This is a genomic window from Dankookia sp. P2, from assembly GCF_050632255.1.
Classification (GTDB): Bacteria; Pseudomonadota; Alphaproteobacteria; order Acetobacterales; family Acetobacteraceae; genus Paracraurococcus.
This window is the reverse complement of record NZ_CP192581.1, coordinates 3,584,585-3,604,839: the sequence shown is the minus strand read 5'-3', so window position 1 is coordinate 3,604,839 and position 20,255 is coordinate 3,584,585. Positions and strand designations below refer to the sequence as shown.

Annotated in this window: 18 protein-coding genes and 3 pseudogenes; 13 read left to right on the top strand and 8 right to left on the bottom strand. The window is 74.3% G+C overall.

Annotated elements, in window-relative coordinates:
• The first annotated feature begins 73 nt into the window (after positions 1 to 73).
• The 4 genes and pseudogenes from ACQ86J_RS21260 to ACQ86J_RS21245 all read left to right on the top strand — a co-directional run bounded on the left by ACQ86J_RS21260 (position 74) and on the right by ACQ86J_RS21245 (position 2,914).
• Positions 74 to 1,053: pseudogene (locus tag ACQ86J_RS21260) on the top strand (Hsp33 family molecular chaperone HslO).
• A 149-nt stretch (positions 1,054 to 1,202) separates the two neighbouring features.
• A complete protein-coding gene (locus ACQ86J_RS21255; RefSeq protein ID WP_431267097.1) occupies positions 1,203 to 1,940 on the top strand; it encodes a hypothetical protein in 738 nt (245 codons plus the stop codon).
• Positions 1,941 to 2,095: 155 nt separating this feature from the next.
• Positions 2,096 to 2,479: a RidA family protein gene (locus ACQ86J_RS21250; RefSeq protein ID WP_431267096.1), complete on the top strand. Its 384-nt coding sequence runs from the start codon at positions 2,096 to 2,098 to the stop codon at positions 2,477 to 2,479.
• An 84-nt stretch (positions 2,480 to 2,563) separates the two neighbouring features.
• The gene (locus ACQ86J_RS21245; RefSeq protein ID WP_431267095.1) at positions 2,564 to 2,914 is read left to right on the top strand and encodes a hypothetical protein; all 351 of its coding nucleotides are present in this window, start codon (positions 2,564 to 2,566) and stop codon (positions 2,912 to 2,914) included.
• Between the two features lie 61 nt (positions 2,915 to 2,975).
• On the opposite strand, the gene folE is transcribed toward ACQ86J_RS21245, so the two are convergent.
• Entirely contained in the window at positions 2,976 to 3,617 is a 642-nt protein-coding gene (folE, locus tag ACQ86J_RS21240) for a GTP cyclohydrolase I FolE (protein ID WP_431267094.1), read from the bottom strand.
• 159 nt (positions 3,618 to 3,776) lie between these two features.
• On the bottom strand, positions 3,777 to 4,940 hold the full coding sequence (gene phaZ / locus ACQ86J_RS21235) for a polyhydroxyalkanoate depolymerase (RefSeq protein WP_431267093.1): 1,164 nt from the start codon (positions 4,938 to 4,940) through the stop codon (positions 3,777 to 3,779).
• Between the two features lie 155 nt (positions 4,941 to 5,095).
• On the opposite strand from phaZ, the gene ACQ86J_RS21230 reads away from it, so the two are divergent.
• The 4 genes from ACQ86J_RS21230 to ACQ86J_RS21215 all read left to right on the top strand — a co-directional run bounded on the left by ACQ86J_RS21230 (position 5,096) and on the right by ACQ86J_RS21215 (position 9,958).
• The gene (locus ACQ86J_RS21230) at positions 5,096 to 6,778 is read left to right on the top strand and encodes an FAD-dependent monooxygenase (protein WP_431267092.1); all 1,683 of its coding nucleotides are present in this window, start codon (positions 5,096 to 5,098) and stop codon (positions 6,776 to 6,778) included.
• A gap of 5 nt (positions 6,779 to 6,783) precedes the next feature.
• Entirely contained in the window at positions 6,784 to 6,975 is a 192-nt protein-coding gene (locus tag ACQ86J_RS21225; RefSeq protein WP_431267091.1) for a hypothetical protein, read from the top strand.
• A gap of 326 nt (positions 6,976 to 7,301) precedes the next feature.
• Positions 7,302 to 9,113 carry a tannase/feruloyl esterase family alpha/beta hydrolase gene (locus ACQ86J_RS21220; protein ID WP_431267090.1) on the top strand — a complete coding sequence of 604 codons (1,812 nt, stop codon included), beginning with the start codon at positions 7,302 to 7,304 and terminating at the stop codon, positions 9,111 to 9,113.
• The gene (locus ACQ86J_RS21215; protein ID WP_431267089.1) at positions 9,110 to 9,958 is read left to right on the top strand and encodes a general secretion pathway protein GspK; all 849 of its coding nucleotides are present in this window, start codon (positions 9,110 to 9,112) and stop codon (positions 9,956 to 9,958) included. The genes ACQ86J_RS21220 and ACQ86J_RS21215 overlap by 4 nt, the downstream gene beginning before the upstream one ends.
• Here the strand turns inward: ACQ86J_RS21215 and gspG are convergent.
• Together gspG and ACQ86J_RS21205 are read right to left on the bottom strand one after the other, a co-directional pair.
• The gene (gene gspG, locus ACQ86J_RS21210) at positions 9,955 to 10,407 is read right to left on the bottom strand and encodes a type II secretion system major pseudopilin GspG (protein ID WP_431267088.1); all 453 of its coding nucleotides are present in this window, start codon (positions 10,405 to 10,407) and stop codon (positions 9,955 to 9,957) included. The two genes, ACQ86J_RS21215 and gspG, sit on opposite strands and share 4 nt — an antisense overlap.
• 13 nt (positions 10,408 to 10,420) lie before the next feature.
• Positions 10,421 to 11,164, bottom strand: coding sequence for a prepilin peptidase (locus tag ACQ86J_RS21205; protein WP_431267087.1), 744 nt, complete (start codon positions 11,162 to 11,164; stop codon positions 10,421 to 10,423).
• A gap of 102 nt (positions 11,165 to 11,266) precedes the next feature.
• Here ACQ86J_RS21205 and ACQ86J_RS21200 point away from each other — a divergent pair.
• The 4 genes and pseudogenes from ACQ86J_RS21200 to ACQ86J_RS21185 form a co-directional block, all read left to right on the top strand.
• Positions 11,267 to 12,586, top strand: a pseudogene (locus tag ACQ86J_RS21200) (GspE/PulE family protein); the annotation flags it as partial.
• A 574-nt stretch (positions 12,587 to 13,160) separates the two neighbouring features.
• Complete coding sequence (locus ACQ86J_RS21195) at positions 13,161 to 14,315, top strand: VOC family protein (RefSeq protein WP_431272484.1); 1,155 nt, start codon at positions 13,161 to 13,163, stop codon at positions 14,313 to 14,315.
• A gap of 9 nt (positions 14,316 to 14,324) precedes the next feature.
• Positions 14,325 to 15,554 carry a type II secretion system F family protein gene (locus ACQ86J_RS21190; protein ID WP_431267086.1) on the top strand — a complete coding sequence of 410 codons (1,230 nt, stop codon included), beginning with the start codon at positions 14,325 to 14,327 and terminating at the stop codon, positions 15,552 to 15,554.
• 119 nt (positions 15,555 to 15,673) lie between these two features.
• Positions 15,674 to 16,516 (top strand): ferritin-like domain-containing protein, encoded by an 843-nt coding sequence (locus ACQ86J_RS21185; RefSeq protein ID WP_431267085.1) that lies wholly within the window; start codon positions 15,674 to 15,676, stop codon positions 16,514 to 16,516.
• Between the two features lie 15 nt (positions 16,517 to 16,531).
• On the opposite strand, the pseudogene ACQ86J_RS21180 reads toward ACQ86J_RS21185, so the two are convergent.
• The 4 genes and pseudogenes from ACQ86J_RS21180 to ACQ86J_RS21165 form a co-directional block, all read right to left on the bottom strand.
• Positions 16,532 to 16,756: pseudogene (locus ACQ86J_RS21180) on the bottom strand (transposase); the annotation flags it as partial.
• 413 nt (positions 16,757 to 17,169) lie between these two features.
• Positions 17,170 to 18,087 carry an anti-sigma factor family protein gene (locus tag ACQ86J_RS21175; protein ID WP_431267084.1) on the bottom strand — a complete coding sequence of 306 codons (918 nt, stop codon included), beginning with the start codon at positions 18,085 to 18,087 and terminating at the stop codon, positions 17,170 to 17,172.
• Entirely contained in the window at positions 18,084 to 18,776 is a 693-nt protein-coding gene (locus ACQ86J_RS21170) for a sigma-70 family RNA polymerase sigma factor (protein WP_431267083.1), read from the bottom strand. The genes ACQ86J_RS21175 and ACQ86J_RS21170 overlap by 4 nt, the downstream gene beginning before the upstream one ends.
• Before the next feature lie 83 nt (positions 18,777 to 18,859).
• The gene (locus ACQ86J_RS21165; protein WP_431267082.1) at positions 18,860 to 19,147 is read right to left on the bottom strand and encodes a hypothetical protein; all 288 of its coding nucleotides are present in this window, start codon (positions 19,145 to 19,147) and stop codon (positions 18,860 to 18,862) included.
• A 166-nt stretch (positions 19,148 to 19,313) separates the two neighbouring features.
• On the opposite strand from ACQ86J_RS21165, the gene ACQ86J_RS21160 reads away from it, so the two are divergent.
• The gene (locus tag ACQ86J_RS21160) at positions 19,314 to 20,243 is read left to right on the top strand and encodes a metallophosphoesterase family protein (protein ID WP_431267081.1); all 930 of its coding nucleotides are present in this window, start codon (positions 19,314 to 19,316) and stop codon (positions 20,241 to 20,243) included.
• Positions 20,244 to 20,255: the final 12 nt, after the last annotated feature.

The following is a 20,255-nucleotide window of genomic DNA, read 5'->3' as shown; positions in this document are numbered from 1 at the left end:
CGATCGCGGGCATGGGTGGCCGCGGGCGGCCGCCGACCTTATCTATCGGGCGAAAGCACAGGTACCCCCAGCATTGCCCGACCCGACCCAGCCCTCCGCCACCCCGGATTTCCTGCAGCATGACCGCCCACCGGTGCCCGACATCGTGGTGCCGCGCGGCCTGCAGCCCTTCCACCTGCAGGACCGGCCGGTGCGCGGCCGGCTGATCCGGCTGGGCCAGCTGGCGGATGCGCTGCTGACCCGGCACGACAGCCACCCCGCCGTCGCCAGCCTGGCCGGCCAGGCGATGGCGCTGGCGGCCGGCTTGTCCGGCGCGCTGAAATCCGCGGCAGCTTCTCGGTCCAGGCCAAGGGCGACGGCCCGGTCCGCATGCTGCTGGCCGACTGCACCGAGTCCGGCGCGCTGCGCGGCTATGCCATGGCGGACAAGGCCGGCCTGGCGGCGGTGCTGGACGCCTCCCCCACGCCGACGGATGCCGCGCTGCTCGGCGCCGGCTACCTCGCCTTCACCTGCGACCAGGGCGCCGACATGGAGCGCTACCAGGGCATCGTGGCGATCGAGGGCGACAGCCTGGCGGAGATGACCGACCACTATTTCCGCACCTCGGAGCAGCTCCGCACCCATGTGCGCCTCGCCTGTGCGAGGACGCCGGCCGGCTGGCGGGCCAGCGCCTTCATCATGGAACGGGTGGCTGGCGAGGGTGGCATCGACCCGACGCTGGACGCCGAGGCGCAGGAGGAGGCCTGGCGCACCGCGCTGGCGCTGGCCCGGACGCTGACCGATGCCGAGCTGCTGGACGATTCCCTGCCGGCGCGCGAGCTGCTGCACCGGCTGTTCCATGCCGACGGGCTGGCGCTCGACCGGCCGCGGGCGCTGTCCTACGGCTGCCGCTGTTCCCGCGCCCGGCTGGCCGGGGTGCTGCAGGGCTTCCCCGAGGACGACCTGGACCACATGGCGCAGGAGGATGGCGCCATCACCATGACCTGCGAGTTCTGCAACCTCGACTTCCGCTTCGACCGGGCCGAGGTGCGGAGCAGCGCCGGCCGGGCTTGAAGGTTGGGGGAGACGGTATCCTCCCCCAGGCCCCTTCATCTGTTTCTGTGGGTCTGGCAGCCGCTGCGCGGCAGCACCCGACCGGGTTCGCAACCTTGTTGCCCTGATCTATCCTGGCACTTCCACCACTCGCAGGAGCCTCCCCCGAGATGCCGAACCGGCGTGCCCTCCTGCTGCTGCCGCTTGCCGCCGCCGCCTGCGGCACGCCGGAGCCCGCCTACGTGCCGCCCGGGCCGATGCGCTTCGACCACCTGACGCCGCTCTCGCTGAACGTCGCCGCGATCGAGGTGGCGCCGGGCGGGCCGCCGGCTCAGGCCGGCGATATCGGCGCCCGGCTGCTGCCCTCCCCGGTCGAGGCGGTGCGGACCATGGGGCAGGACCGGTTGCTGGCGGTCGGCACCACCGGGGAGGCCCGCTTCGCGGTCACCCAGGCGGCGATGATCCAGGGCCGCGACAGCCTGACCTGCCTGGTCGGCTGCCGGCTGGAGATCCTCTCGGCCGAGGGCCAGCGGCTGGGCTTCGTCGAGGCGCAGTCACGCCGGGCGGTCAGCGGGACCGATGCCGGCCGGCCGCGGGCGGCGGAGGCGCTGCTGCGCAACGCCATGGACGACCTGAACGTGGAATTCGAATTCCAGCTGCGCCGGGCGCTGAAGGACTGGCTGGTCAAGCTGGCGCCGGGGCCGGACGGCACCCTGCCCGCGCCCCCGCCGGCCGGCGGGGTGACGGTCGAGGAATTGCCGAAGAAGCCGAGCCGCGGCACGGCCGGCGGAAGCGCTCGGCCTCAATCCGCTCAATTCGGCTCAAATCCAGTAAATGGGATCAGGTCCGCCCCGGCCCTTTCCCGCGGCAGGCCAGGGCCGCCATCGCCTGCGGCGCGGGAAGGTTGAGGATTTCAGGAATTGCAATTCTCAATGCGGACTTCGCGAGCGGCGCGAACGACCCCGGCATGGCATTCTCTTTGATTATATTCCTATAGCCATCGCGCCATGGGATTGCAAGCCTGCCGGGCCGGGCGGTCGCGCCCCGCCACGGGAGCAACGCCATGCCGATCGAGACCTCCAACCCGCCGGCCGTCCACACGCCCGGCGCCTATGCCCATGCCGTGCTGGTCACCGCGCCGAAGCGCCGCCTGGTCATCTCCGGCCAGGTCGGCACCGCGCCGGACGGCACGACGCGCGAGGGCGGGGAGGCGCAGATCGACCAGGCCCTGGCCAATCTCGGCGCCATCCTGGCGGCGCATGGCATGGGCCCGGCCAACCTGGTGAAGATGACCGTCTTCCTGACCGACCCGGCGCTGATCCCGGCCTGGCGGGCGAAGCGCGGCGCCTGGCAGGGCGAGGCCCGGTCGGCCAGCACGCTGCTGGTCGTGGCCGGCCTGGCCGACCCACGCTTCCTGGTCGAGGTCGAGGCCGAGGCGGCGGAATGATCCGGGCGGCGTGATCCGGGGCAGGGGAACCGGCAACGGCGGGGCGCGCTGGGACGCCTTGCCCAACCGAACGGACCTGCCGCCATGCGACCCGCCGCGCTGCTCGTGATCCTCGCCCCCGCCCTGCTCGGGGCCTGCACCGTGCGGCAGGAGGTCGCGCGGCCCCCGGCCTATTCCCAGGCCTCGCCCTATGCGCCCGGCGCCTATGCCCAAGGGGGCTATGCCCCGGGTGGGTATGCCAGCGGGTATGCCCAGGGCGGCGGCTATGCCGCCGCACCCGCGCAGCGGGTCATCGTCCCGGCGCCGGGATCCTATTGCGAGGAGGCGGTGGGCGAGGCGCAGGACGCCGCGGCGCGGGCCGAGGCCAGCGGCCGCCCGCGCGACGCCCGCCGCGCCAACCGCACCGCCGGCTACGCGGCGCGCGACTGCCGGTAGCGCGGTCCCGGCTCCGGCCCGGGCGCCGGACAGCCGGGGCCAAGCCCGGAGCGGGGCTGCCTCAGCCTTCCACCGCGCCGCGCTGGCCGCCGATCATCGCCAGGAATTCGCGGCGGGTGGAGGCGTCGTCGCGGAAGGCGCCGAGCATCCGGCTGGTCACCATGGTGACGCCCGGCTTGTGGATGCCGCGGGTGGTCATGCACTGGTGCGCCGCCTCGATCACCACGGCGACGCCCTTGGGCTTCAGCACGTCGTTGATGCAGTTGGCGACTTGGGCCGTCAGCTTCTCCTGGATCTGCAGCCGCTTGGCATAGACCTCGAGCACCCGGGCCAGCTTGCTGATGCCGACCACGCGGCCGGCCGGCAGGTAGGCGATATGCGCGCGGCCGAGAATCGGCACGACATGGTGCTCGCAATGCGATTCCAGGCGGATGTCGCGCAGCACCACCATCTCGTCGTAGCCGTCGGTCTCCTCGAAGGACCGCGCCAGCAGCTCGACAGGGTCGGTCTCGTAGCCGGCGAAGAATTCCTCATAGGCGCGGACCACGCGGGCCGGGGTGTCGATCAGCCCCTCGCGGTCCGGGTCGTCGCCGGTCCAGCGCAGCAGCGTCCGCACCGCGGCCTCGGCTTCCGCCCGGCTCGGACGCTCCGTGAGCGAGGCATGGGTCGGGATGATCTCGGCGGGCGGAGTCTGGATGTTCACGATGCGGGTCCTCGGGCCTCGGCGGCGGGTGCGGTCGGTCGATCGACCGCCGGCCCTGCCATTCGCATCGCAGATGGGTCGATTCGGCGGGCGCGCAATAGCCGAGCCTGTACCCTAGACGCAGCCGCGCCGGTTGCACAGGTCCGGAACGGCAGCGCCTCAGCCGGCGGCGCGGATCACCCGGGCGACCAGCGGGCGGATCTCCGCCTCCCAGGCCGGCCCCTCGAACAGCGCGTCGTGCCCGGCGCCGGGCTGCAGGTGGTGGTGCCGCGCCCCCTGCGGCAGGCCGCGGCAGAGCCCGAGCGCGGCGCGCGCCTGGCCAGGCGGGCAGCTGGCATCCTCGGCGCCCTCGACCACCAGCAGCGCGGTGTCGCGGATCGCCTCCGGCCGCACCGGCCGGCCGCGCCAGCGCATCCGCCCCCGCGCCAGCTCCGCCGCCTGGAAGACGCGATGGATGGTGTCGAGGTAGAGTTCCCCGGGCACGTCCATCACCGATCGCAGCTCGTCGTAGCGCGCCCGGTGCGCCGCCGCCGCCGCGGTATCGCCCGCCGCCAGGGCGCGCAGCTGGGCGGCCTGCGCCAGGGCATGGGTCTGCAGGTCGGACAGGACCGAGGCCGCCAACTGCTGGGTGCCCGGCCGCACCCGCCGCCCGGCGCCGGCGAAGGGCGGCGGCACCAGCGCGGTCTCGGCGTTGGCGAACCAGCCGGGCGGCAGGCTGCGGGCCAGCTTGCCCTCCCGCGTCGGGGCGAGATGCGGGTCGACCGGGCCGGCGATCAGGGTCAGGCTGCGCGGCCGGGCGGGGTTGCCGTCCTCGGCCATCAGCGCGGCGGCGGCCAGCGCCGCGACCGCGGGCTGCGAGACCGCCAGCAGGTGGGCCCCCGGGCCCAGCGCCTCCAGCCAGGCGACGATCCGCGCCACCTGGTCGTCGAGCCCGAAGGGGCCGGCCGCGGCCGGGACCTCGCGCGCATCGGCCCAGTCGGTGACGTGCACGTCGTGCTCCGGCAGCAGGCCGGCGATGGTGCCGCGCAGCCGGGTGGCGAAATGGCCGGACAGCGGCGCCACCACCAGCAAGGGCGGCCCCGGGCGCGGGGTGTCCTTGGCGAAGCGCAGCAGCCGGCCGAAGGGGTATCGGCCACCACCTCCTCCCGCACCGCCACTGCCCGGCCGCCGGCGCGGGTCTCCGCCAGGCCGAATTCCGGCTTGGCATGGGTGGTGCCGAGATCCTCCAGCAGGTGCAGCGGCAGGCTGGCGGCGCGGCCGGCGGCGGAGGCCTGGAGCAGCGCCGCGGTCTGGCGGGCCAGCGGCCGCAGCCGGGCCGCCCATTCCTCCTGAGCCTGGTAGAGATGATAGAGCACGGGCGGTGGTTCCTGCAGCCAAGGCCGGTGCAACGCCGGACGCACTCGGACGGTGCCATCCGGCCGGCTGTTCCGCGGGCGGGCGCCGGCCTATCCATGCCCGAGCCCCAGGGAGGGACCATCATGCACCAGCCGGAGACGCAGCCGCGCCCGTCGATCTGGTACGACTACCGGGTGCACCCCTTCCGCCGCCCGCCCGAGCTGGACGGCGCGGCGGCGCCGGTGCCGGTGGTCGTCGTCGGCGGCGGGCCGGTCGGGATGCTGACGGCGCTCGGCCTGGCGCGGCAGGGCTGCCCCTGCGTGCTGCTGGAAGCCGAGCTCCAGGTCTCGCAGGGCAGCCGCGCCATCGTGCTGACCCGGCGCAGCCAGGAGATCCTGCAGACCACGGGCGTGGTTGCGCCCTTCCTGGCCAAGGGCCTGCCCTGGTCGAGCGGGCGGTCCTTCTACCGGGGACGGGAGGTCTACCGGATGGAGCTGCCGCACGACCCGGACGACCGCTTCCAGCCCGGGCTCAACATCCAGCAGCAGTATATCGAACAATACCTGGCCGAGGCGATCGCGGCCGAGCCGCTGGTCGAGCTGCGCTGGGGCAGCAGGGTGGTGGGAATGGCGCAGGACGCGGGCGGCGCCACGCTGCGCGTCGACACGCCGGAGGGCGAATACGACCTGCGCGCGGATTGGGTCGTGGCCGCCGATGGCGGCCGCTCGGCCCTCAGGAAGCTGCTCGGGCTGCGGATGGAGGGGCGGGCCTATGCCGGCAGCTTCGTCATCGCCGACATCCGCGCCGAGCTCGGCCTGCCCACCGAGCGGCTCTGCTACTTCGACCCGGACTGGAACCCCGGCAACAACGTGCTGGTGCACCGCGAGCCCGAGGGGATCTGGCGGCTCGACTTCCGCCTGCCGGACGAGGAGACGGCTGAGGCGGCGCTCGAGCCGGCGAAGCTCGCCGAGCGGATCGAGGCGATCCTGGCGATGGTCGGCCGGCCCGTGACCTGGGAGCTCGACTGGGCCGCGGTCTATTCGGCCAGCACGCTGACCCTGCCGGACTACGTGGCGGGGCGGGTCTGCTTCGTCGGCGACGCCGCCCACCTGCTGCCGATCTTCGGCGTGCGCGGCGCCAATACCGGCATCCAGGATGCCGATGCGCCGGCCTGGCGGCTGGCCTATGTCGCGCGCGGCCTGGCGCCGGCGGCCCTGCTGCGCAGCTATTCCGAGGAGCGCGTCGGCGCGGCGCGGGAGATCTGCGCGGAGGCCGGCAAGAGCACCCGCTTCATGACCCCGCCGACCGAGGGCTTCCGGGTGCTGCGCGACGCGGTGCTGTCCTTCACGCTGAGCGAGGGCTTCTGCAAGGAGCTGCTGCACTGGCGCACCTCCCGGCCGCATGTCTACGCGGATCTCGGCGCTGAACGCGGCGGATGCGGGCTTCGCCGGCGGCGCGCCGCCGGGTGCCCCGCTGAAGAACGTGAAGCTGGGCGAGGACGACCACCTGTACGACCATCTCGGCCGCGGCTTCCGGCTGATCGGCTTCGCCGGGCCGGAAGGGCCGGATGCGGCGCTGGCGGCGGTGCTGCGCGCGGCCGCGGAGGCGCCGGTGCCGGTCGCCTGCCTGCTGGTCGCGCCGCGCGCGTGCCGGGGCGGGCGGAGACGGTCGTCGTGGATGCCGCCGGCCGCGCCGCCGCGCTGTACGACGCCCCGCCGGGCAGCGCCTACCTGGTGCGGCCCGACACCCATGTCTGCGCCCGCTGGCGGCAGCCAACGCCCGCGCTGCTGCGCGCCGCGCTCGACACCGCCTGCGGGAAGGGCTGACGCGGATGCTGCCGAAACGCCTCGCCACCCCGGCGCTCGAAGCCGCCTACGACCAGCTCGCCGAGGCGCTGGACGACACGCCGGCCGAGCAGCGCGTGCTGCTGCTGGCGAAGCTGGCGCTCGCCCTGGCGAACCTGCTCGACGAGCCGGCGGAATTCACCGCGGCGCTGGAGGCGGCAAGGCGCGACCTCGGGTAAGGCGGGGTGGGGCTTGGCATCCGCCGCGCGGGGTGCCGCACGCACGGAAATAGCGCTGGGTTGGACGCCGAAGGCGCCGAAGAGGGGATGCTTTCTCCCTGGTCCTGCTACTTCGGCGTTCGATCCGCGCCTGCTCCCGCAGCAAGGCCGGATCCTGCATCACCGCGGAGAAAGCGTCGGCTTCAAGCCTGCGCGACGCAACCCGCGGCCGGGCATCCTCGCTAGCGCCAGGCGGGACCGCGGCCGAAGCTCGGGGAAACCGGGCAGGGGCGCAGGCCGGGGCGACGATGGCCGCGGCCCGCATGTGAGGGAGGATGTCACCCAGCATGCAGCGCTTGTCCCACGGCGATGCCGGCGCGCCCGCGCGCCCCATCGCCATACCGCTCCGCCTGCTCGCCGGCACCGCACTCGTCGCGGCCGGCATGGCCCTGGCCAACCCCGCCAGGGCCGCCTGCACCGACTTCCTCGGCGCCGCGATCCCCGGGGACGGCACCGTCACCGCGGCCGAGGCCGTGCCCGCCGGCACCTACACCGCGCCGGACGGCACATCCTGGCCGAACCTGCCGGCCTTCTGCCGGGTCGCCGCGACGCTCCGCCCCAGCCCCGACAGCGAGATCCGCATCGAGGTCTGGCTGCCCGAGGGCAGCGCCTGGAACGGCCGCTTCGTCGGCACCGGCAATGGCGGCTATGGCGGCGCCATCCGCTACGACGAGCTGGCCGGGGCCACCCAGCTCGGCTTCGCCACCGCCAACCAGGATGCCGGCACCGCGCCCTCGACCAGCGGCAATGCCAAGGCGCTGATCGGCCGGCCGGAGAAGTGGATCGACTTCGGCTACCGCGCCGCGCACCTGATGACCGTGGCGGGCAAGGCGGTGGTCGAGCAGCACTACGGCAAGCCGCACAGCTACGCCTATTTCGCCGGCTGCTCCTTCGGCGGCCAGCAGGCCTTCCACGAGGCGCAGCAATTCCTCGCCGACTACGACGGCATCCTGGCCGGCGCCCCGGCCAACAACCGCACCCACCTGCAGATGGCCGGCATCGCCAATTTCCAGGCGACCCGGCTGGACCCCGCCGCCACCATCCCGCCGGAGAAGGCGCCGCTGATCACCGCCGCAGTGGTCAAGGCCTGCGCCGGCCAGGTCGGCGGCCTGCGCACCGACCCCTATTTGACCGAGCCCCGCGCCTGCCGCTTCGACCCGGCCGAGCTGCAATGCGCGGACGACGCCGCCGATACCGCGCAATGCCTGACCCCGCCGCAGGTCGGCGCGCTGCGCAGCGTCTATGACGGCGCCCGCAACCCGGCCACCGGCGCGCTGATCTATCCCGGCATCTCCCGCGGCAGCGAGAGCGGCAGCACCTTCGACCTGCCCTACCTGGAAGGCGTCGGCCGCGCGGCGATCGACGAGCCGCAATTCCCCGGTCTCTTTTACTGGGTCTTCGGCCCGAACTGGGACTGGAAGGGCTTCGACTTCACCCGCGACCCGCAATTGGTGGACGACGTGCTGGCGGCGGTGGTGAATGCCAACGACGCGGACCTGTCGCCCTTCCGCGACCGTGGCGGCAAGCTGCTGGGCTTCCATGGCTGGGCCGACCCGCTGGTCCCGCCGCAGGAACACGTGAACTACTACAGCCGCGTCGCCGCCACGCTGGGGCGCGGTGGCCAGGGGACCACCAATGGCGCCACGGCCAGCACGCCCGGCCCGGTGATCCAGGGCCCGGACGACATGGCGGAGGACGCGGCCGATACCGCCGCCGAGCCCGGCCGCGCCGCGCTGCGCCGGGTGCGCGACTTCTACCGGCTCTTCATGGTGCCGGGCATGGGGCATTGCGGCGGCGGCCCCGGCCCGAACCAGTTCTTCAATGGCACCGCCAGCCCGGTGCCGGCCGACGCGGAGCACAATGCGCTGCTGGCCCTGCAGCGCTGGGTGGAGCAGGGCGTCGCGCCGCAGCGGATCACCGCGACCAAGTACGTGGGGGACCAGCCGGCCCAGGGCGTGGCGCAGACCCGGCCGCTCTGCCCCTATCCGCGGGTGGCGACGTACCGCGGCGCCGGCGACCCGAACGATGCCGCCAGCTTCACCTGCGGGCCGGGCGGCCGCTACGACAACCCGCAGCCCGCCGCCGAGTACCTGCGGTGAGACCGGCCGGGGCCGCCACGCGCATCGGCGGCCCCGGCCTGCGGGAGGGCGGCTTCGCCCTCCTGCTCGTGCTCTGGTCGCTGGCGCTGCTGGCGCTGATCGGCACCCAGGTGGCCGCGACCGGGCGGGCGGAGGCGCTGCTCGCCGCCAACCTCCGCACCGCCGCGATGGCCGAGGCGGCGGCGGATGGGGCGGTGCACCAGGCGGTCTTCCACCTGCTCGCCCCGCCGGGGCAGCGCTGGCCGGCGGACGGGCTGGCGCGGGAGGTGGCGCTGCCCGGCAGCGCCACGGCCCTGCTGAGGGTGGAAAGCGAGCAGGGCAAGCTGAACCCCAACCTCGCCAGCGCCCCGGTCCTGGCGGCGCTGCTGCAGCAGCTCGGCGCCGAGCCGCGCGCCGCCACCGGCCTCGCCGCGGCGATCCTCGACTGGCGCAGCGCCGGGCTGCGGCCGCGGCCGGGCGGGGCGAAGGAGCCGCAATACCGTGCCGCGGGCCGCGACTATGGCCCGCCCGGCCGGCCCTTCGAGAGCATCGCGGAGCTGGGCCTGGTGCTCGGGATGACGCCCGCGCTGCTGGCGCGGCTGTCTCCCTTCCTGTCGATCCACCAGGGGCGGAGCCCGACCCCCGCTTTGCCGCCCCGCCGCTGCTGCGCGCTGCGCACGGCGCAGGGGGCGGAGGAGGAGCTGGCGGCCGACCCGGATGCGGCGCCGGTGGTCGCCATCACCGCGGCGGTGGCGCTGCCCGGCGGGGCGCGCTTCGCCCGGCGGGCGGTGGTGCGGCTCGGCCCCGGCGGGCGTGGTCGCGGCTGGCAGGTGCTGGAATGGGGTGTGCCGGAGACCGGCGCCTAGTTGCAGATCATCCCCTCCGCCCCGGCCGTCTCCCCGCCCTGGGCGTTCGGCCCGCGCGAGCAGAGGTCGAAGTCGCGCCCCGGCCGGGTCGAGGGGTTGCGGTACAGATAGGGCCGGTTCCAGGGATCGAGCGGCGGCCCCGCCTCCGCCTTCAGGTAGGGCCCGTTCCAGGCGGCGGCGCCGGAGGGCCGGGCGACCAGCGCCTGCAGCCCCTGCTCGGTCGAGGGATAGCCGCCCATGTCGAGGCGATACAGGTCGAGCACCCCGGCCAGCCGCTGGACCGACTGCTTCGCCACCGAGACCTGCGCGCCGCCCAGCTGGCGCAGCGCCGCCGGCGCCACCAGCCCGATCAGCAGGCCGAGGATGGCGACGACCACGAGGATCTCGAGCAGCGTGAAGCCGGCCTGCCGATGCCTTCGGGCGGCCGTGGTCCTGGTCGGTGCGCGCAACTCTCTCTCCGCGTCAGCTCGCCATGGCCTGCAACCAGCAGAGCCAGAGCGCAAGGGTCAGGCAGGGGCCGAAGGGCAGCGGCGCCGCCGGGTCCAGCCCGCCGCGGCGCAGCGCCAGCAGCCCCGCCAGGCCGAGGCCGGCCAGCGCCGCCAGCAGCACCATCTGCGGCAGCGCCTGCCAGCCCAGCCAGGCGCCGGCCACGGCCAGCAACTTCGCGTCGCCCTGGCCCAGCCCCTCCCGCCCGCGCAGCCGGCGATAGGCCAGGGCCAGGCCGCGGAAGGCGGCATAGCCCAGCGCCGCGCCGGTGGCATGCGCCGCCAGGGCCCACGGCACCAGCCACCAGGTGGCGAGCAGGCCGGCCGGCACCAGCGGCAGGGTCAGGGCATCGGGCAAATAGAGGTGATCCCAGTCGATCCAGGCCAGCGCCAGCAGCGTCCAGCCGAGAGCGCAGCCGAGCCAGAGCGCGGCCGCGTCGTCCGGCAGCACCAGGGCGGCAATCCCGGCGATGGCCAGCGCGGCCAGCTCCACCGCCAGGTGGAAGCCGCCGATCGGCGCGCCGCAGGCCCGGCAACGGCCGCGCAGCGCCAGGTAGCTGCCGAGCGGCACCAGGTCGCGCGCGCCGAGCGGCGTGCCGCACGCGTCGCAGGCCGAGCGCGCCAGGGCGACCGGCCGCCCTTCCGGCAACCGGCGGATCAGCACGCCGAGGAAGCTGCCGAGGAAGGGCGCGGCGAGGATCGGCAGCAGCCAGTCTTGCACGCCCCTCCCCCGCCCAGCCGGTGTCGCCGCACCATCGCCCCGGGGCGGGCGCGGGGAAGCCGCCCCTTGCAGGGCGCGACGCACGTATACGATTGTAATCGGATGCTGATCGAGCGATCGCCGCCCGCCGCGGCCCCGGACCTCGACCAGGCGCTGGACGACCTGGCGGCGCTGCTGCTCGGCCAGGGCCAGGTCGATGCGCGGGGGATCGAGCGCGCCCGCCGCGTCGCCGCCGAGACAGGGCAGCGCCTCGACGCCGTGCTGATGCATCTGGGCCTGGCGACCGAGCGCGGCCTGGCCCAGGCATTGGCCGGGCTGCTCGGCCTGCCCGTGGTGCCGCCGGCGCGCTACCCGGCGGCGCCGGTCCTGCCGGACCGCCTCGGCGCCCGCTTCCTGCGCCAGGCCCGCGCCCTGCCGCTGGCCGAGGAAGGCGGCACCCTGGCCCTGGCGATGGCCGACCCGCTGGACGGCTTCACCCCGGCCGCGGTCGCCGCCGCCACCGGCCTCCGCGTCGCACCCGAGATCGCCCTGCCGATCGAGCTCGAGGCCGCGCTCGACCGGCTCTACCCCAGCCTGGAGGCGGAGGAGGCCGCCGCGCCGGCCGCGGACGAGCCGCTGGAGGGGGATGCCGAGCGGCTGCGCGACCTGGCCTCCGAGGCGCCGGTAATCCGGCTGGTCAACCAGATGATCTCCCGCGCGGTCGAGACCGGGGCGTCGGACATCCATATCGAGCCCTTCGAGGACCATCTCCGCGTCCGCTGCCGCTACGACGGCGTGCTGCAGACGGTGGACACGCAAGCCGCGCGGCTGGTGCCCGCCATCATCTCCCGCATCAAGATCATGGCGCGGCTCGACATCGCCGAGCGCCGCCTGCCGCAGGATGGCCGCATCCGGCTCGCGGTGCGCGGGCAGGAGGTGGATTTCCGCGTCTCCACCATCCCGTCGCTGCATGCGGAGACCGTGGTGCTGCGGGTGCTGGACCAGAGCGCGGTGGAATTCGACTACGCCCAGCTCGGCCTGCCGCCGCGCGTGGTGCAGCGGCTGTCCGCCGCGCTCGCCCTGCCGAACGGCATCGTCCTCGTCACCGGCCCGGTCGGCAGCGGCAAGACCACCACGCTCTACACCGCGCTGCTCGGGCTGAATGCCGAGACGCGGAAGATCATCACCATCGAGGACCCGATCGAGTACCGCCTGCCCGGCATCACCCAGGTGCAGGTGAAGCCGCAGATCGGCCTCAGCTTCGCCTCCCTGCTGCGCAACATCGTCCGGCAGGACCCGAACGTGGTCATGGTCGGCGAGATCCGCGACCTCGAGACCGCTGAGACGGCGGTGACCGCGGCGCTGGCCGGGCGGCTGGTGCTGTCGACGCTGCACACCAACTCGGCGGCGGCCAGCATCCCCCGGCTGCGCGACATGGGGCTCGAGGACTACCTCATCGCCTCCGTGCTGCGCGGCGTGCTGGCGCAGCGGCTGGTCCGCAAGCTCTGCCCGCATTGCCGGCGGGAGGTCGAGGCGCCGGCGGCGCTCGTCGCGGGATTCGCGCTGGACGAGCGGCCGGGCTGGCAGGGGCCGCGGCTGTGGCAGCCGGTGGGCTGCGCGCAATGCCGCAGCACCGGCTTCCGCGGCCGCATCGCCATCGCCGAGATTCCTCGCCGTGGACGGCGCCATCGAACGCCTGGTCTTCAGCCGCGCCGAGCATTCCGAGATCGAGCGCGCCGCCTGCGCCGCGGGGATGGTGACCATGCTGGACAGCGGGCTCGACGCGGCGCTGGCCGGCATGACCACGATCGACGAGGTGCTGCTCTCGGTCCGCGCCGAGGCCTGAGCGGATCGACGGCATCGGTGATCCGGCCTGGGCTGGCCGGTTCCAACCGGCGCTTGTTCCGGTGCGCGCGGCGATCCCGAGGGAGTGATACCGAAACGTATACCAGGCCCCTTAGTGTCCCGCCCGGTGCGCACGGGCCATCGCCGCGTGCCATCGCGGAGGAGGGGTCGAATGGAGATCCAGGCGCTCGGCTACCTGGTGTTCGGGGCGGACAAGCTCGAGGACTGGACCGACTTCGCCACCACGCGGCTCGGCATGCAGGCGGTCGACCGCGGCGCCGGGCTGCGCGCCTTCCGCATGGACGACCGGCGCCAGCGCCTCGTGGCCGATGCCTCCCTGCCCGCGGGCAGCCGCTGCTACGGCTGGGAGGTGGCGGATGCCGCGGCGCTGGACGCGCTGGCCGGGAGGCTCGATCATGCCGGCATCGCCGTCGAGCACGGGAGCGCGGCGCTCGCCGGCCGGCGCTGCGTCGCCGGCTTGATCGCCTTCGCCGACCCGGCGGGCAACCGGCTGGAAGCGTTCCATGGCGCGCAAATCGCGGACGCGCCGTTCCGGCCCGGGCGGATGATCTCGGGCTTCCGCTGCGGGCCGCTCGGCATGGGGCACGCGCTGATGGCGACGACCGACATGGCGCGCGGCCTGGCCTTCTACCGCGACCTGCTCGGCTTCGGGGTGAGCGACTACATGCGCGCCCCGGTGCAGGCCTACTTCCTGCACGTGAACGCGCGGCACCACAGCCTGGCGCTGGTCGAGGCGCCGATGGACGGGCTGCACCACCTGATGGTGGAGCTGTACTCGCTGGACGATGTCGGCCAGGGCTACGACCTGGCCCTGGCGGATGGCGGGGAGCGGATCGCGGCGACGCTCGGGCGGCACTGCAACGACCTCATGACCTCCTTCTACCAGCGCACGCCCGGGGACTTCCTGGTCGAATACGGCTGGGGCGGCAGCACCGTCGACCCCGCGAACTGGGTACCCACGGAGATGGACGCGGTCGAGAGCTACTGGGGCCATCACGGCCTGATGCGCGCGATCGGGGCGCCCGAGCCGCCGCCGGCGGACCGCCGGCCGGGGGGCGGGTGCTGCGCGCGCCGGTCCAGGTCATGGACGGCAACTACAGCCGCATGCAGGGCGCCTGCCCGTGGTGGGATGCGGCGAAGGCGGCGGCGCCGATCTAGGCCCGGTGCGGCCGGCCGCCGCGGTGGCCGGGCTAGGCCGGGCCGAAGCCGGGCCGAGCATCCGTGCAGGACCCCGCCGGGGCGCCGGGACCGGAGGCATGGCACCCATGGGTCCGAAGGGCGTTCCTGCACGCATCCGACGTCCTGAGGGTCCGTGATGCCGGCCTTCCGCACCCTCTCGATCGCGCCCGACGGCACGCTGGCCCGTGGCCGGATCGACGCGCCGAGCGAGGCCGCGGCGATCGAGCGGCTGCGCCGCCAGGGCCACCTGCCGATGCGGACCGAGCCCGACGCGGGTGGCCGGCCGGTGCTGGACGCGGTGCTGCATGCCGAGCTCGGCCGCGGCCGCGGCGCGCTGCGGCGGCAGGAGCTCACCGACCTGACGCGGGAGCTGGCGGTGATGCTCGGCGCCGGGCAGGACCTCGACCACGCCCTGCGCTTCGTGGTGGAGACCGCGGCCAGCGCCCGCCTGCGCAAGGTGGTGGGGCAGCTGCGCGACCTGGTGCGGGACGGCAGCCCGCTGGCCGCGGCGCTGGCGCGGCAGCCGCGCAGCTTCCCGGCGCTCTATGTCGGGCTGGTGCGGGCGGGGGAGGCGGGCGGCACGCTGGCGGCGACGCTCGACAGCCTGGCGACGCTGCTGGAGCGGCAGCGCGCGCTCGATGCCTCGGTGCGCTCGGCGCTGATCTACCCCGCGCTGCTGCTGGTCGCCTCGATCGGCTCCGTCGCCCTGCTGCTGACCCATGTGCTGCCGCAATTCGTGCCGCTGTTCGAGCAGTCCGGCGCGCAGCTGCCCGGGCCGACGCGGCTGCTGATGGCGGTGGGCGACGCGGTCGCGGCGCATGGCGCGCTCGGGCTCATGCTGCTCGGCGTGCTGTTCCTGGTCGCGCGGCAGCTGCTGCGGCTGCCCGGGCCGCGGCTGGCCGCCGACCGCCTGCTGCTACGCCTGCCGATCATCGGCGGCTTGGCGCGGGAGGCACTGGCGGCGCGCTTCGGCCGGACGCTCGGGACGCTGCTGCAGAACGGCATGCCGCTCGATGCCGCGCTCGGCGTGGTGCGCGACACGCTCGGCAACCGCGCCGCCGTCGCGGCGGTGGAGGCGGCGACGGCCAGCGCCAAGGGCGGCGCCGGGCTGGCCGGGCCGCTCGGCGCGGGAAAGCTCTTCCCGCTGCGCACCGTGCACCTGCTGCGGCTGGGCGAGGAGACCGCGCAGCTCGGCCCCATGGCGCTGCGCGCCGCCGAGATCCATGAGGAGCGCACGCGGATTGGTCTGCAGCGGCTTGTGGCGCTGCTGACACCGGCGATCACCGTGGTGATGGGCGCGCTGGTCGCCGGCATCGTCGCGGCGATGCTGCTGGCGATGCTCAGCCTGAACGACCTCGCGGGCTGACCACAGCACACGGAGGCGTGACGCATCCGGGCCTTTCGTGCCGTCTCCGGACGCCTCGCCCCGCCGTAGCCCGGATGGCGCGCGGCGAGATCCGTGCGCCTCCGCATGAGGAGACGTCCATGGTGCCCAACCCGATGCGCCGTCGCGGCATGCTCGCTTCCGCGATGCTCGGCGCCACCCTGCCCGGCCTGCTCGCCGCCCGTCCCGCCGCCGCCGACCCCGCGGCGATCACCGATGTCGACATCCTGAACTTCGCGTTGAATCTCGAATACCTGGAAGCCGAGTTCTACCTGCGCGCGGTCACCGGCGAAGGTCTGGCGCCGGCCGATACCGGCGGCCTGGGCACGCCGGGCAGCGTCATCGGCGGCCGCCGCGTCGCCTTCGCCAATCGCCGCGCCCGCGCCTTCGCCGAGGAGATCGCGCAGGACGAGCTGAACCATGTGCGCTTCCTGCGCGCCGCCCTCGGCGACCGTGCCGTGGCGGCGCCGAGCATCGACCTGACCGGCAGCTTCAACGCCGCGGCGCAGGCGGCGGGGCTGGGCGATACCTTCGATCCCTTCGCCGATGGCCAGAGCTTCCTGCTCGGCGCCTTCGTCTTCGAGGATGTCGGCGTCACCGCCTATGCCGGCGCCGCCGCCTTCATCCAGAACAAGGGCTACCTGACCGCCGCCGCCAGCATCCTGGCGGTGGAGGCCTACCATGCCGGGCAGATCCGCACCCGACTGCTGCTGCAGGGGCTCGACGAGCAGGCCGGGCTGATCTCGGCACTGCGCGCCGCGGCCTCCGGCACGGCGGACGACCAGGGCGTGCGGCTGGACGGCCGGCCCAACATCGTGCCGGGGGACACGAATCTGCTGGCCTTCACGCGGATGCCGCAGCAGGTGCTGAACATCGTCTATCTGGGCGGGGCGCCGGCGGGCAATGGCTTCTTCCCGAACGGGCTCAACGGCAGCATTGCCTAGGCCCCGCTGGCGCCCGAGCCAGTCGGTAGCGGCGGCGGTACAGAGGACGCCGAGGACGCCGAGGACGGAGGCGGCGGCCTTCGCCTAGCGGGTGGCAATGGCGCGCGCCTCTTTCAGCCTCGCCCAGAGCCGCTCGACGCGGTTGCGGTTGGCGTGGATCGGCGCCGGACAGGCGACTGGAGCCTCGTTGGTCCTCGGCGGGACGGCAGGCCGTGCTCCGAGGCTCCAGGCATGCTGGCGGACGGCCGCTCCCTCGCAAAGGCGGCCCTGCGCCGGCAACGCCGCAGCGTTCAGGCACTAACAGCGCCTGGTTCCCGCATCGGGTCGTCGCTAGGTCCTCACGCTCTGGGGTGGTCATGGCGCTGGCAGTCCCGCACACCATCGGCAATCCGTCGCGGTTTCGCCTGGTCCGGACTGTCGGTGCCTTCCTCGGCCTGATCTCCACATGGCCGACGCGCCTCGCGGCTATCCCAGCGCCCAGTTCGGCGTCGTCTGATTCTATATGCCGCTACTTGTGCCGAAACCCGGTCTGAACGCCGTCGCGCCCGAGCCGCCTGTATCGGATGCGGGAGTTGCGTGGTTTCCACGCATGCTGGGCGAAGCGCGACAGGTCACACCGCGCCACACGACGCGCGCCAAACCCGGCTCTCCGGTCACGACGGCCGCGCCGCTTCCTGCGCCTGGGCGCTGAAGAGCCGCGCGAAATCCACGAGCTCCATCCCGTTCAGGTCCGACACGGCCCAGAATGTCATGCCGCCCTGCGTCCAGCGCACCACGGCATGGCCGCTGTCCCGCCCCGTGCCGGTGCCGGTCAGCTGCGGCGCCGTCGACCCGCCGGCCCGCGTCGCCGGCCAGACGAACAGGTTGATCACGTGCCCGCGCCGCCGATAGACCAGGGCCGCCACGGGCCGGCCGTCCAGGTAGTCCAGCCGGCCGCCGTCGAGCGGGAAGCCCGCCTCCGCCAGGTCGGGCGTGGGCGGCGAGAAATCCAGCCGGCCGGCGAACCAGGGCTTGACCGTGTGGCGGTCGGAGGAGGCGACGTCCTCCAGCCGGCCGGGCACCAGCAGCGAGCGCACATGGCTCGCCACCACCTCCCGCTGCAGCGCGCCGGCATCGGCGTCCCCGGGCCCCGACCGGGGGCCCGTGACAAGGACCACCCCGGCGGCGAGGCCGGCGGCAAGCGCCAGCCCCGGCAGCCTGGCGTTCCGCGTCCAAGGCAGGCGGCGCCGTGCCGCCGGCCGCGCGCCGCGCACGGCGGATGCGGCAACGCGAAGCGGCCGTTCCAGCCAGGGCGGCACGGCCGACGCGGACGCCGCCTGCCAGGCCGGGCCGGTTTCGGCCATCGCCAGGATGCGGCCACGCAGCCGCTCCGGCGCCCGGTAGCGCAGGGCATCGTGGCGCAGCGCCTCGCGCTCGGCGCCGAGATCCGCGAAGGTGGCGGCGCAGGCCGGGCAGGCGCGCAGATGCGCCTCGCAACGCAGCGCGTTCGCCGCATCCAGTTCGCCATCCAGATGGGCGTGCAGCAGTATCTCCATGCCGGCGCAGCCGGCTTCGTCCCGCTGGCCGCTCATCGCACTGTCCCTCCGTCTGCGGCCGCCAGGCGGCGCCAGGCTTCCCCGAACATCTGCCGCGCCCGCGCCAGCCGCGACATGACGGTGCCGATGGGCGTGCCCGTCACTGCGGCGATCTCGCGGTAGGACAGGTCCTCCATCTCCCGTAGCACCAGCGCCTCCCGGAAGGGCGCCGGCAGGCCGGCGACCACTGCCCGCACCGCCACCGCCTCTTCGGCGCCTGCCAGCACCTCCTCCGGCGTGGCGGCTTCGGTGTCGGGGAAGTCCGCCATGCCGTCCTCCTCCGCATCCACCAGCGGCGCGGCAGGATTGAGCCGGCGTTCGCGCACCCAGTCATGGAAGCGATTGCGGACGATCTGCAGGATCCAGGCCCGCGGGTCGCCGCCCCGGTAGCCGTCGAAGCCGCGGAGCGCCCGCAGGTAAGCATCCTGCACGATGTCCTCCGCCGCGGCGGCATCGCGGCACAGGTAACGCGCGAGGTTGTACGCGGCGTCGAGCTGCGGCAGCGCGAGCTCGTGGAAGCGCCGGGCGCGCTCGGCGCCGCCCGGCCCCGCGTCATTGGCGGGAGGCGCCAAGGCGGCGTGCTCCCCGCCGGCATCCGCTGCGGTGCCGGCCGCCGGCCCATCCCCGGTCGCGCCGCCCATGCGACGCGACCGGAAAGCCTGCAGCGATGCAACCTTGGCTGCCATCACGCTCCCCTGGGTGGTGGACTTCCATGCGAAAGACCCTCCGGGGGCACATTCTATTCCCGCGGCCGGGCGAGGGCGCGCCGTCATCGCCGCGGGGCTGCCGCGCTGCCCTGCGCCAGAAGGCCGGACGGCCCGCCGGCACCCGGCCCCTGCGCGGAGCCGGCGCGATCCAGCGCCTGCCGGACCAGGCGGTCAATCCGCGCCTGCTCCTGCCGCTCCGCCGCGATGTCGCCTTGGATGGCGTCCTGGATCAGCTGCTCGATCCGCGCCTCGCGCTGCGGGTCGCCGTGGCCCTCGCCCTCGGCCCGGGCCAGGCCGGGCAGCGCGGCGGCGAAGATCAGGGTGGCAGCGATCCGGTGCATGCGGTGCATGGCTCATCTCCTTCTGCGACGTTGGCCTTGCCGGGACGGCAGGCCGTGTCCACCGGCCATGACGGCGGCGGTGCCCCGCCTATTCCGCGCCATCGCCGCCGGCATGCGGGAATAAGTCACGCGTCGGCATCGTCTCCGCCCTGTCGCCAGGATGAAGGAGGCCGACATGGACAAACCGGTGGATCGTCGCGGCGCGCTGACCTGCATGCTCTGGGCCGGCAGCGGCGTGCTCTGGACCATCGCGGGCGGCGTGCCCCGCTCCTCGCTTCTCACGCAGGCGCAGGCCGCCACGCCGGCGACAGCCGGCGACCTGTCCTTCGTGCAGATCAGCGATAGCCATATCGGCTTCCACAACGCGCCGAATGCGGATCCGGCCGGAACGCTGGCCGAGGCGATCGCGCAGGTGCGGGAGCGCCGCGACGGCGCGGAGCTGCTGATCCACACCGGCGATGTCAGCCATCTCTCGCGCGCCGCGGAGTTCGACGCAGCCGAACAGATCATCCGCGGTGCCGGGCTGCAGCCCCATTACGTGCCGGGCGAGCACGACGTGCTAGTGGACGAGGGCCGGCCCTTCTTCGAACGCTTCGCGTCCGGCGCGCAGGCGGGCGGCTGGTACAGCTTCGACCAGCGCGGGGTGCATTTCATCGGCCTGAACAACGTCAGCAACTTGCGCGCCGGCGGCCTGGGCCAGCTCGGCGAGGCCCAGCTCGAATGGCTTGAGGACGACCTGCGCGGCCGCCCGGCGAGCCAGCCGATCGTGGTCTTCGCGCATGTGCCGCTGTGGACCGTGTACGAGCAGTGGGGCTGGGGCACGGAGGACGGGGCGCAGGCGCTGGGATACCTGCGGCGCTTCGGCTCCGTCACGGTGCTGAACGGGCACATCCACCAGGTGATGCAGAAGGTCGAGGGCAATCTTGCCTTCCACACCGCCATGTCCACCGCCTTCCCGCAGCCTGCGCCCGGCTCGGCGCCCAGCCCGGGGCCGATCCGGGACGTGCCGGCGGGGCGGCTGCGATCGCTGCTCGGGATCGCGCGCGTGCGCGAGGTGCGCGGCCAGCAGGCACTGGCGATCGTTGACGCGCCGCTCGGCGCCTGAGCGGGGAGGCAC

Bases quoted from the DNA above. Each gene is read 5' to 3' on its own strand.
- ACQ86J_RS21195 (WP_431272484.1), top strand. From the start codon at position 13,161: ATGGAGATCCAGGCGCTCGGCTACCTGGTGTTCGGGGCGGACAAGCTC.
- phaZ (WP_431267093.1), bottom strand. From the start codon at position 4,940: ATGGGCGGCCCGGCTGCGGCCGCTGGCCCGCCAGACCGCGGCGCTGCT.
- ACQ86J_RS21185 (WP_431267085.1), top strand. From the start codon at position 15,674: ATGGTGCCCAACCCGATGCGCCGTCGCGGCATGCTCGCTTCCGCGATG.
- ACQ86J_RS21170 (WP_431267083.1), bottom strand. From the start codon at position 18,776: ATGGCAGCCAAGGTTGCATCGCTGCAGGCTTTCCGGTCGCGTCGCATG.
- ACQ86J_RS21220 (WP_431267090.1), top strand. From the start codon at position 7,302: ATGCAGCGCTTGTCCCACGGCGATGCCGGCGCGCCCGCGCGCCCCATC.
- ACQ86J_RS21250 (WP_431267096.1), top strand. From the start codon at position 2,096: ATGCCGATCGAGACCTCCAACCCGCCGGCCGTCCACACGCCCGGCGCC.
- ACQ86J_RS21245 (WP_431267095.1), top strand. From the start codon at position 2,564: ATGCGACCCGCCGCGCTGCTCGTGATCCTCGCCCCCGCCCTGCTCGGG.
- ACQ86J_RS21230 (WP_431267092.1), top strand. From the start codon at position 5,096: ATGCACCAGCCGGAGACGCAGCCGCGCCCGTCGATCTGGTACGACTAC.
- ACQ86J_RS21190 (WP_431267086.1), top strand. From the start codon at position 14,325: ATGCCGGCCTTCCGCACCCTCTCGATCGCGCCCGACGGCACGCTGGCC.
- ACQ86J_RS21165 (WP_431267082.1), bottom strand. From the start codon at position 19,147: ATGCACCGCATGCACCGGATCGCTGCCACCCTGATCTTCGCCGCCGCG.
- ACQ86J_RS21160 (WP_431267081.1), top strand. From the start codon at position 19,314: ATGGACAAACCGGTGGATCGTCGCGGCGCGCTGACCTGCATGCTCTGG.
- ACQ86J_RS21225 (WP_431267091.1), top strand. From the start codon at position 6,784: ATGCTGCCGAAACGCCTCGCCACCCCGGCGCTCGAAGCCGCCTACGAC.
- ACQ86J_RS21255 (WP_431267097.1), top strand. From the start codon at position 1,203: ATGCCGAACCGGCGTGCCCTCCTGCTGCTGCCGCTTGCCGCCGCCGCC.
- ACQ86J_RS21175 (WP_431267084.1), bottom strand. From the start codon at position 18,087: ATGAGCGGCCAGCGGGACGAAGCCGGCTGCGCCGGCATGGAGATACTG.